This is a genomic window from Streptomyces sp. NPDC034670, assembly GCF_055574875.1.
The window spans coordinates 34,153-44,634 of sequence record NZ_JBVITR010000054.1 but is presented as its reverse complement, the minus strand read 5'-3'; the positions used below and the strand labels follow the sequence as shown (position 1 = coordinate 44,634).

The window sequence follows — 10,482 nt, the reverse complement described above, 5'->3', positions numbered from 1 at the left end:
TCTCCCCCCCCCCCCCCCCCACCCCCCCCCCCCCCCCCCCCCCCCCCCCCCCCCCCCCCCCCCCCCCCCTCCCCCCCCCCCCCCCCCCCCCGTCCCCCGACGCCGTGCCGGAGGGCGCGACGGGTCGACGTCGGCCCTGTGGTGCGGCAGCCGTCGGGCGGGTCAGCGCTTGAGGACGGTGCCCGTGTAGGGGACGGCCTTCCAGCCCGGGCCCTTCGTGGAGCAGTAGGCGTAGGACCAGCCCCCGTAGCTGGCGTCCGTGCCGCGGGCGTACGACGTCGTACCCGATCCGTTCTTGCACGTCACCCGCGCGTAGAAGACCTGGGAGCCACTGCAGGTGGCTCCGTAGGTGTAGTCGTCGTCCCACTCGTCACCGCCGGTGCACCAGCTGGGCAGCGACGTGACGGTCTGCTCGACCGACGGGGTGGCCTGGGCGTAGGCGGCGGTGCCGCCCAGCGCGAGGGCCGCACTCGCCAAGACGACGCCGACTCTGGATGTGATGCGCATTCCGTACTCCTCGGATAGACCGCCGGGTGCTCCCGGTCCGGACGAGAGAGAAGCCTGGGTGAGGGAAGTGCGGCTGACAACGCCTGCCGCTGTCCGGGACACGGGCTCCGGTGTCCGGCCTGATCAAGGCCATGCCCGGGGTCGACGCCGACGGTGTCCCGGACACGGTCGACGTCCTACGGGTCCCGGCGGGGGACGTCGGCCCCGGTTCGAGCTCCACGCGAGAATCTCGGTCCGGACCGTCAACGGAAAGGGACGAAGCCGTGCAGCCCACCCTCAACCTCTGGCGCCAACAGCTCGGGGAGGTGCCGGAGTCGGTCTGGCAGCGCACCGAGCTTCGCGTGCTGATCCTGGCGGACAACGGCCTCACGGCCCTCTCGCCGAGGATCGGACAGCTGGGCCGTCTGACGACTTTGGACCTCGGCCACAACAGGCTCACGTCGCTCCCCGACGCCCTGGGCGACCTGACCGGCCTCAGCGACTGCCTCTACCTGCACGACAACGACCTGTCCCGGCTCCCGGACACGCTGGGCAACCTGACGCGGCTGCGCTACCTCAACGTCGGCGAGAACCCCCTCACCGCCTTGCCCGGAACCGTCGGCCGGATGACGGAACTGATCGAGCTACGAGCCCAGCACAACCGGCTGACCGGACTGCCCGGCAGCATCGGCCGTCTCCGCAAGCTACGCGAGCTCTGGCTGCGGGGGAACGGACTCAGGACCCTGCCCTCCACGGTGACCGATCTGCAGGAGCTACGGCACCTGGACCTGCGGGAGAACGACCTCACCGAACTGCCCGAGTCCCTGGCCGGCCTTCCCCGGCTCCGGCACCTCGACCTCCGCGGCAACCACATCGTCCGGGTTCCGGACTGGGTGGTGCAGCTGCCCGCCCTGGAGAAGCTGGATCTCCGCTGGAACGCCTGCACGCTCCCCCGCCGCGTGCTGACGGGGCTGGAGGAACGCGGGTGCGTCGTCCTGCTGTGAATCGCCGGGGGAGCACCCCGGCGCGAGGCTGCCGTCGTCCCTCGCGGACATCCCTCTGCGGGCACATCCGCGGACCGGAACCCCTGGTGACGGGAGTTCAGGAGCCGGGAGCCGACCGGGTCGAGCGCTGCGGGCGCGGGTGCACTCGGGTTCGGGTTCGGGGGCCGAAAGCCCTGAGGGTCGCGTCGACGAGTGAGTCGGCGTATGCGGTGGTCAGCGGACCGCTGCGGTGCAGCCACCGTTGGAAGAGGGGGGCGTAGAGCACTTCGAGGACCAGGCCGAGGTCGGCGTCGGCGTCGAGTTGGCCGGCCTCCTGGGCGCTGCGCAAGCGTGCCCTCTTCGCTTCGTCCAGCGGCCGGGCCAGCTTCTCGCGGTACTCGGCCGCCAGCGCGGCATCGTTGGCGATCTCGGTGTTGAGGGCCCGGATCAGCTTGTCGAAGCCGGGGTCGGCGAACTCCTCCACCGTGGCACGCATGACGAGCTTGAGGTCGGCCTCGATGTCGCCCGTGTCCGGCAGCGCGACCGCCTGGCCGCCCGCTTCCTCGCTCAGTGCCAGCAGGGCAGCGAAGACGACCGCGCTCTTCGACGGCCACCGCCGGTAGATCGTCTGCTTGCCGACGCCGGCACGGGCGGCGATGGCTTCGACCGTGACCTTCTCGTACGCCTCCTCCGCGACCAGGGCGCGGGTGGCCGCGAGGATCGCCTGCCGGGACCGTTCCCTGCGCCGGGAGTGGTCCGGCCCCTTTCCGTTGGACATGGGCCGAGTCTAACCGGCAAAGAGACGAGACGATTCGTATTGCCAATCGGGAAGCGACGCCCTAGGCTCACGACGAACCGATACGCACCGTTTCGTTTACCGAGAGTGAGAAAGCATGACGGAAGCACGAGTCTGGCTCATCACGGGCGCGTCCCGCGGCCTGGGCAAGGCGTTCACCGAGTCCGCCCTGGCGGCCGGCGACCGCGTGGTGGCCGTTGCCCGCAATGTCGAACCCCTGGAGGAACTGGCCGAGAAGCACCCCGGCCGCCTGGTTCCGCTTCCGTTGGACGTCGCCGACCGCCGGGCCGTGTTCGACGGCGTCGAGCGGGCGGCAGCCGCGTTCGGCCGGCTGGACGTCGTCGTCAACAACGCGGGCGGGATGCTCTACGGCATGGTGGAGGAAGCCACGGAGGAACAGATCCGGGCGCACCTGGACGTGAACTTCTTCGGCGCCGTGTGGGTGGCCCAGGCGGTCCTTCCCCACCTGCGCGCCCAGGGCGGGGGACGGCTCCTCCAGGTCACTTCGATGGGCAGCGGCGGCGGCATGGCCACCGTCGGCTTCTACGGCGCGGGCAAGGCCGCACTGGACTCGGTCAGCGAGGCGTTGGCGATGGAGGTCGAAGGGTTCGGCGTCAAGGTCACCATCGTGCAGATGGGCGGCTACGACACCGGCCTGTTCACCGTCGGCACCACGACCACCGCCCCCTTGGCGCAGTACCGGTCCCTGCGTACCGAGATGGAGGCGATGTGGGGCGACTCCGCCGGCCCGGAGCCGGAGACGGCCGCCCCGGTCATCATGGAGCTGGCCGCCCTGCCGGACCCGCCCCGACGGCTGATAGTCGGCAGCCGGTCCTTCGACCACGTCCTGGAGATGAACCGGGCCCGGGCGGACCTGTACCAATCCTGGGAGCACCTCAGCCGTATGGCCCCCGGCTGACCGGGCCCCGCGCCGCGGCGTTCCCGTCCCCGTCCCCGTCCCGCCGCACGGTCGCCGGGACGGGCGTGCGCCGGGAGGACGGACACCGAGAAGCCGCGGACACCTGGGGGCGGCGGGAGGCCGGGACCGGCGCACCCGGCACCGGGCCGCTCACCGCACGCGGTCACCGACCACGCCGGACACCTCCGCGCCGTCCTCCCGGGGCCAGCGGCCCTCGACGTACAGCCGGACGAGCGCGGCGTGGGAGAGCGGGCTGGTGGGATCGGTGACGTCGCCGTTGGTGGTGTGGTCCAGCAGGACGACATCCCCCATGCCGCGGAGCCGCTCGACCAGGTCGGCGACGCGGTGCTCGAGGACCCACCGGTAGGCCGGCAGGTAGATCCGGCGCCGGGCCGTCTCATAGGGCAGCAGCCGGTCACCGTGCAGACCGGTGCGGTGGCCCCGGACCGGGCCGTACCGGCGCACCGTCCGCTTCAGCCCCTTCATCGTGGTGATCCCGAGCCTGCCGGGATCGACGTCGAAGTCCTGGAAGACCTTGAGGGCCTGCCAGATCCCCTCAACGGACTGGCTGGTCACCTCCTCGCAGTAGGGGACCGGGATGCCGCCGTGCGGATAGAACGGGCTCAGCCGCACCCACGGTTCCGGTGCCCTGGAGGTCACATCGATGATCTCCGCGCCGGGGAACGCGGCGGTGAGCGACGCCCTCGCACGGCGACGGCCGGCAACGCGGATCGGCATCTGCAGGCTCCTTGTCCGGGTGACGTGAACCACCAAGCATCTCCGACGCCACTGACACCTCTCCCCGCCGGCGCCGGGCCGGTCCCGGGAAGGCCACCCACGGCGCCGCCCCGCAGCGGCGTACGGCGCTCCGGGGCGGGACGAGCAGGGGCAGGTGGTCCGCGCGCTCGCGCCGGCTACTTCGGGTCGCGGTCGAACAGCGACTTCGACCAGAAGCAGCCGAGCGCGGTCAGCCCGAGGCACCAGGCGACGGCCAGCCATCCGTGGTGGCCGATCCCGGTGCCGAGCAGCAGCCCGCGCAGGGTCTCGATGGCCGGAGTGAACGGCTGGTACTCGGCGACCGGCCGGAACCAGCCCGGCATCGCGTCGACCGGGACGAAGGCGCTGGAGAGGAGCGGCAGGACCATCAGCGGCAGGGCGTTGTTGCTGGCCGCCTCGGGGTTCGGGCTGGACAGGCCCATCCCGACCGCGATCCAGGTGAGCGCCAGGGCGACGAGTGCCACCAGCCCCACCGCCAGGACCCACTCCAGGACGGTGGCGTCCGTGGACCGGAACCCGAGGGCCACCGCGACGGCCCCGACGAGGACCACGCTCATCACGCACTGCAGCACGCTGCCGACGACGTGCCCGACGAGCACCGACCCGCGGTGGATCGCCATCGTGCGGAAGCGGGCGATGATGCCTTCGGTCATATCCATGGCGACCGCCACCGCGCTGCCGATCGCGGTGAAGGCGACGGTCAGCAGCAGGATGCCCGGGACGAGGTACGCGAGGTACGCGGACCGGTCCGCCCCTCCGTCCCCGATGCCGGCGCTCATCGCGTCGCCGAAGATGTAGACGAACAGCAGCAGCAGCATCACCGGCGTGAGCAGCAGGTTCAGTGTCATGGACGGGTAGCGGCGGGCGTGCAGCAGGTTCCGCCGCAGCATCGTGGACGAGTCGCGCACGGCGAGGGAGAGGGAGCTCATCGGACATCCTCCTTGGGGCGGCTCGGCACGGTGGAGCCGGTCAGGGCGAAGAACACGTCGTCGAGGTCGGGGGTGTGCACGGTCAGCTCGTCCGCCTCGATGCCGGCCGAGTCCAGCCGGTCGAGGAGGGAGCGCAGCTCGCGCTGGCTGCCGCCGCTGGGGATCCGCAGCACGAGCGCCTCGTCGGTGGGGGTCCCCCCGCGCGAGCCCGTTCGAGCGTGGGGGAGGGTGACGTCGCGCAGCGCGGTGGCGGCGCCGTGGTAGGCGGAAGGATCGGTGAAGCGAAGCCGCACGTGTCCGCCGGGGATCATCCGCTTGAGCTCCTCGGCGGTGCCCTCGGCGGCGATCCTGCCGTCGTTCAGCACCGCGATGCGGTCGGCGAGCTCGTCGGCCTCCTCCAGGTACTGGGTGGTGAGGAAGACGGTGACGCCGCCGGAGACGAGCTCGCGGACGACCTGCCACATGGTGTGGCGGCTGCGGGGGTCGAGGCCGGTGGTCGGCTCGTCGAGGAAGAGGATCCGCGGATCGCCGACGAGCGTCATGGCGATGTCGAGCCGCCGCTTCATGCCGCCGGAGTAGCTCTGGGCGGGCTTCTTCGCGGCCTCGACGAGGTCGAACCGCTCCAGCAGCTCGGCGGTGACCCGCCGCCCCTCGCGCTTGGGGAGGTGGTGGAGGTCCGCCATGAGGAGCATGTTCTCCTCGCCGGTGATCAGCCCGTCGACGGCGGAGAACTGCCCGGTGACGCCGATCGCGGCGCGCACCCCGTCCGGGGAGGTGGCGACGTCGTGGCCCGCGACCTGGGCCTGCCCGTCGTCGGCGGTGATGAGCGTGGACAGGATCTTCACGACGGTGGTCTTGCCGGCGCCGTTCGGTCCGAGCAGCGCGAACACGGATCCTTCCGGGATGCGCAGATCGATGCCGTCGAGCACGGTCTTGTCGCCGTAGGACTTGCGCAGACCGACGGCGGAGACGGCGGTCGGTGACGGGGGGCCACCGCGTTCATTGGACATGGGCATGACAGAAAAAGGCATGGAGCCCTCCCGTTCGAAGACTGGAGAAGACTGAAGGGGGCGGGGAGAGGGGTGAGTCGAGCCGGTTCTTCCGGGGTCAGGCCTTGGCGCGCGGGGTCAGAAATTGACGCGGGGCCAGGACTTGACGCGGGGTCAGGCCTTGGCGCGGCGGATGTCGATGTTGCCGTGCCGGGTGCGGGCGCGGACCTTGACGGTGTCCTCGGTCCCCTCCGGGGTCCCGGACGCGGTGAGCGTGTTGCGCACCTGGCCGGAGTCGGAGCTGACGTCGAGCCAGGCGGCGGTGCCCTCGCGGACACCGACCTCGATGGCACCGAAGGAGGTCTCCAACTGAACGGTGCCGCAGGACACTTCGCCCACGCGCAGGGTTCCGTGGGCGGTGGTGGCGGTGACCGAGTCCCCGGCGCGCGTGATGTCGATGTCGCCGTTGGCGCCGCTCACCCGCAGCGCGCCGGTCGCGGCGCCGACGGTCGTGGTGCCGTGCGAGTTCTTCAGGACGGCAGGGCCGTCGACGAGGCCGACGCGCAGGCTGCCGGAGCTGGTGGTGATCTCGGCCGCGCCCTCGACCCGGTCCACGGTGATCGAGCCGTGCGACGCGGTCAGCTTCAGCGGGCCGGTGGTGTCGAGGCGGACGTCGCCGGACGAGGTCTTCACGCGGACCTCACCAAGCCGGCCCTCGCCGAGCACCTGGGCCCAGGCGCCGGTCACGTCGATGCGCGAGCCCGTGGGCAGGTCGACCGTCACGTCGACGGTGCCGGTGCGGCCGAACAGGTTGGGCTTGGGCGTCCTGACGGTCAGGACGCCGTTCGCGTACGTGATCTCGGTCTGGTCGGCCGCCCGTACGTCCTGGTCCTTCTTCGGGTCGCGGGGACGCGCCTGCACGACGGTGTCGGGGCGGTCGCCCGCGGTGAACTGGAGGGAACCGGCCTCCACGTGCGCGGTGACCGAGATGGGTTCGAGGGTGTCGAAAGAAGGCATGGCTGTCCCGTCCTCTTGGGTCTTCAGGGCGTCCCCGCTGGTGGGACGTGGTGTGGGTTGAAGTGGGGCGGGCGCGGGCGCGGCTAGCGCACCCAGCCCGTGAAGCTCTGTCCGACGGTCCGGGTCCTTTCCGCCGTGCGCTGCCGGGCGCCGCCGTCGACCGCGGCCGACACGGCCCGCACCAGCCAGGCGTTGACCGACAGGCCCTCGCGGTTCGCGGCCTCCTCGACGCGCGCCTTGAGGTGGGCGGGCAGCCGCAGATTGACGCGGGCGGTGCCGCCCTCGTCACCCTCGGCGGGAGCCGGGGCGCTGGGCGGTCCGGCGGGCGCGGCCTGCTCCGCGGGGGCGCCGCCCCCCGCGGGCGGCGGCGTCACCACGAAGTCGGGGTCGAGCCCGCGCAGCCGTACGTCGACCGAGCCGGGGGCGAGCTCGCGGGTGATCTCGTCCATCGCGGCGGAGAGCACGTTGAGCAGGGTCAGCCGGGTCGCCGACTCCAGGGGAGCGGTGAGCCGCTCGGCCAGCTCGCGGGCTTCGTCACCGCCGGCTTCGGCGGCCACCGCGAGTTCGCGGCGGAGGGTGTCGACGTACGGGGTGAGGTCCATGACGCCATCATGGCGCCATAATGGCGTCTATGCAAGCCCGAAGGGGACCTCATGCGGGGCACGTGCAGAAGCGAGCCTTCTGACCTGCGAAAACACGAGGAGAGCAACCTGATTAATGGTGGAGCCGCACATGACCACATGCTTTTGGAGACGCGGCCTGGCATCACATGGCGCCACTTGGCGCCATGTGATGCCAGGCAGCGCCCAGGTGCCCCGACCCCGGCGCCCGGGGGTCGACCCGCTGCCGCACCGGCCCCGTGCCCGGTGCCGTGCGCCGTCCGCACGCGTCAGCGCGGGCTACCGCTCCACGTGGGCGGCGAGGTTCGCGAGGGAGGAGGCGGACCCCGTGGCGTGGTCCTCCGCGGAGACGCCGTCCGGGACGTCCTCGGCGACGATGTCGACGCGCGTCCCCGCTTCGACGGCGGTGACCTCCCAGGTCATGGTCATCGTGCCGGCGTGGGCAGGCTCGTCGGAGACGAAGTCCACCGCCTGGACGACCCGCACGCCGGGGGCGACGTCGACGAAACGCGCTTCGACGACGTCGGAGTCCGCGGTCGTCCTGCCGGGTGAGCCGGACGCGTCGGAGGAGGTCAGCACCAACCGGTACGACCCGCCCGGCCGGGCGTCGAACCGCTCGAACCGGCCGGCCATGCCGGCCGGAGGAGCCATGCCGTGAGCGCCTCGCGATCGACGAGCGCGACCCGGACGCGGTCGGGTGACGCGGCGATCACCCTCGACGCCCTGTCCGTACGCGGCATGGCGCGACCCTGACACCCCGCGCGTCCCCGCTCGGGCCGGGACCTCGCCCGGGTCCGACGGGCTTCGCTGGTGCTCGTAGACTCCTGGCGTGGCATTCACGAGCACCCCGCACCACTGCTTCCTGTGATCGGAAGGCTCTGAGGGCGACACCGGACGGCGTCGCCCTCCTCGGTGTGCCTGCTCCGTGAACCACGGCTCCGACGCTGCCCGTTACCTTCCTGCGGCAGTGACGCTCCGAGCGCACGTGCAGGCACGGTCCCTTCCCCTCACCCCTTGCCCGGAGTGCCTCGTGCCCGTGCCTCTCCCCCTGCCCTCGCACTGTCCCTCGATCTGCTGCGCTGCCCGACGTGCCGCACGCACCGCCTGCACCCCGACCGCGGCGCACTGCGCTGCCCGTCGGGTCACACCTTCGACATCGCCCGCCACGGCTACGCCGGTCTGCTGACGGGCACCCGCGCCACCAGCGGCGACGACGCGGCCATGGTCCGGGCCCGGGACCGGTTCCTGGCCACCGGCAGCTACGCGCCCATCCGCGACGTCGGGGCCCGCCTGGCTGCCGACGCCGTGTCCGAGCGGGCCACGGTCGTGGACGTGGGATGCGGCACGGGCTACCACCTGGCCGGCGTACTCGACCGGCTGCCCGGCGCCCACGGCCTGGGTCTGGACACATCGGTGCGCGCGCTGCGCTCGGCAGCCCGTGCCCACGCCCGAGCCGCCGCGGTGGCCTGGGACGTCTTCCGCCCCTTTCCGCTGGCCGACGGGGTGGCCGATGTCGTGCTGGACGTGTTCGCCCCGCGCAACCCGGCCGAGTTCCACCGTGTCCTGCGCCCGACCGGCCGGCTGGTCGTGGTCCGTCCCACCGGGCGGCACCTGGCCGAGCTGCGCGGTCGGCTGCCCGCGACGGTCGCGGTCGACCCGGCCAAGGAACAGCGCCTGCACCGGGTGCTGAGCCCCTTCTTCGAGGCCGTCGTCACCGAACAGGTGGAATATCCCGCGCCCCTGACCGGGCAGAGTGCCCTGGATCTGGTGGCGATGACGCCGAACGCACGCCACGTGAGCCGCGCGGACGTGAACGACGACGGTCTGCTGCCCGATCGGGTCACCGTTTCCGTGCTGGCCACCGCCTACCGGCCCCGGTGACCACGAGCGGGCGCAGGCCCGGCCGTACGGGCCGTGGGCGTGGCCGGCTTCGCGCCCGTCCGGGCGGGTGATCGGATCGGACCGCAGCGGTCGGGTCCGGCCGGGGGTCCGCCCGGCAGGGTTGTCGTCGAAAGGAGGCCTCGTGATCTCGGCACTCAACCAGTTGGTCGATCTCGTCGAGGAGCACCTCGCCGAGGAGTTCCTCGACGTCCGCGGACTGGCCGGGAGGCTCGGCACGACCGAGTACCACCTGCGCCGCATGTTCTCGTCGTTGGCCGGCATGCCGCTGTCGGAGTACGTGCGCCGGCGCCGCATGACCGTCGCCGCGGCCGACGTGGTCCGGGGTGAGGACGATCTGCTGAGCATCGCCGTCCGGCACGGATACGGCTCGACCGAGGCGTTCGGACGCGCGTTCCGCGCGGTCCACGGCGCCGGTCCCGGCGAGGTGCGCCGCGACGGAGGCCCCCTGCGCACGCAACCGCAGCTCAGGTTCCACCTGACCGTCGAAGGGAGCACCCCCATGGACACCCGCCTCGTCGACCGCCCCGCGTTCCGGCTGGTCGGACACGCAGCCCGGGTCCCGCTCATCCACCGGGGCGTCAACCCGCACATCCAGCGGCACATCGCCGCACTGCCGCAGGCGGAGCACCTGCGGCTGAAGTCCCTCGCGGACACCGAACCGGGGGGCCTGCTGCAGGTCTGCGACGACCTCGACCCCGACGGCACGGAGGGGAGCGAACTGACCTACCTGCACGGGGTCGCCGTCTCCGGGGACACGCCGGCCCCGGACGACCTCGACGCCATCGAGGTGCCGGCCGGCACGTGGGCGGTCTTCCGCACCGCCGGACCGCATCCGCAGGCGCTGCAGACGGCCTGGGCCGCGACCGCGACCGAGTGGTTCCCCTCCAACCCGTGGCGCCTGCGGCCGGGGCCCTCGATCGTCGCGGTCCTCGAGCGCGCGGACGACTTCAGCACCGCGACCTGCGAGCTGTGGCTGCCCGTCGAACCGGCGTGACGGACCGCGGCGGTACGGAACCGGCGCGGGCCGGTGTCCCTCCCCTCCCCGGCCCCCTCCCCCGGCACCC

Annotated in this window: 12 protein-coding genes; 4 read left to right on the top strand and 8 right to left on the bottom strand. The window is 72.4% G+C overall.

The window, feature by feature from the left end; genetic code table 11:
* Positions 1 to 162: 162 nt before the first annotated feature.
* Positions 163 to 507: a hypothetical protein gene (locus ACZ56B_RS27745; RefSeq protein ID WP_468796265.1), complete on the bottom strand. Its 345-nt coding sequence runs from the start codon at positions 505 to 507 to the stop codon at positions 163 to 165.
* 263 nt (positions 508 to 770) lie between these two features.
* Here ACZ56B_RS27745 and ACZ56B_RS27740 point away from each other — a divergent pair, with 263 nt between their 5' ends.
* Positions 771 to 1,490 (top strand): leucine-rich repeat domain-containing protein, encoded by a 720-nt coding sequence (locus ACZ56B_RS27740; RefSeq protein WP_468796263.1) that lies wholly within the window; start codon positions 771 to 773, stop codon positions 1,488 to 1,490.
* Between the two features lie 97 nt (positions 1,491 to 1,587).
* On the opposite strand, the gene ACZ56B_RS27735 is transcribed toward ACZ56B_RS27740, so the two are convergent.
* The gene (locus ACZ56B_RS27735; protein ID WP_468796261.1) at positions 1,588 to 2,247 is read right to left on the bottom strand and encodes a TetR/AcrR family transcriptional regulator; all 660 of its coding nucleotides are present in this window, start codon (positions 2,245 to 2,247) and stop codon (positions 1,588 to 1,590) included.
* Between the two features lie 115 nt (positions 2,248 to 2,362).
* On the opposite strand from ACZ56B_RS27735, the gene ACZ56B_RS27730 reads away from it, so the two are divergent.
* Positions 2,363 to 3,184, top strand: coding sequence for an SDR family NAD(P)-dependent oxidoreductase (locus ACZ56B_RS27730; RefSeq protein WP_468796259.1), 822 nt, complete (start codon positions 2,363 to 2,365; stop codon positions 3,182 to 3,184).
* Between the two features lie 150 nt (positions 3,185 to 3,334).
* Here ACZ56B_RS27730 and ACZ56B_RS27725 read toward each other — a convergent pair whose 3' ends face one another.
* From ACZ56B_RS27725 to ACZ56B_RS27700, 6 genes are all read right to left on the bottom strand, one after another.
* Positions 3,335 to 3,922 carry a DUF6939 family protein gene (locus ACZ56B_RS27725; RefSeq protein ID WP_468796257.1) on the bottom strand — a complete coding sequence of 196 codons (588 nt, stop codon included), beginning with the start codon at positions 3,920 to 3,922 and terminating at the stop codon, positions 3,335 to 3,337.
* Between the two features lie 176 nt (positions 3,923 to 4,098).
* A complete protein-coding gene (locus ACZ56B_RS27720) occupies positions 4,099 to 4,890 on the bottom strand; it encodes an ABC transporter permease (protein WP_468796255.1) in 792 nt (263 codons plus the stop codon).
* The gene (locus tag ACZ56B_RS27715; protein WP_468796253.1) at positions 4,887 to 5,921 is read right to left on the bottom strand and encodes an ATP-binding cassette domain-containing protein; all 1,035 of its coding nucleotides are present in this window, start codon (positions 5,919 to 5,921) and stop codon (positions 4,887 to 4,889) included. Before ACZ56B_RS27715 ends, ACZ56B_RS27720 begins: the two co-directional genes overlap by 4 nt.
* 132 nt (positions 5,922 to 6,053) lie before the next feature.
* A complete protein-coding gene (locus tag ACZ56B_RS27710) occupies positions 6,054 to 6,896 on the bottom strand; it encodes a DUF4097 family beta strand repeat-containing protein (protein WP_468796251.1) in 843 nt (280 codons plus the stop codon).
* 83 nt (positions 6,897 to 6,979) lie between these two features.
* Complete coding sequence (locus tag ACZ56B_RS27705) at positions 6,980 to 7,498, bottom strand: hypothetical protein (protein WP_468796249.1); 519 nt, start codon at positions 7,496 to 7,498, stop codon at positions 6,980 to 6,982.
* 297 nt (positions 7,499 to 7,795) lie between these two features.
* Positions 7,796 to 8,167, bottom strand: a complete 372-nt coding sequence (locus ACZ56B_RS27700) for an SRPBCC domain-containing protein (protein ID WP_468796247.1) — start codon at positions 8,165 to 8,167, stop codon at positions 7,796 to 7,798.
* A 363-nt stretch (positions 8,168 to 8,530) separates the two neighbouring features.
* Here ACZ56B_RS27700 and ACZ56B_RS27695 point away from each other — a divergent pair, with 363 nt between their 5' ends.
* Together ACZ56B_RS27695 and ACZ56B_RS27690 are read left to right on the top strand one after the other, a co-directional pair.
* A complete protein-coding gene (locus tag ACZ56B_RS27695) occupies positions 8,531 to 9,397 on the top strand; it encodes a methyltransferase domain-containing protein (protein WP_468796245.1) in 867 nt (288 codons plus the stop codon).
* Between the two features lie 142 nt (positions 9,398 to 9,539).
* The gene (locus ACZ56B_RS27690) at positions 9,540 to 10,412 is read left to right on the top strand and encodes an AraC family transcriptional regulator (RefSeq protein ID WP_468796243.1); all 873 of its coding nucleotides are present in this window, start codon (positions 9,540 to 9,542) and stop codon (positions 10,410 to 10,412) included.
* Positions 10,413 to 10,482: the final 70 nt, after the last annotated feature.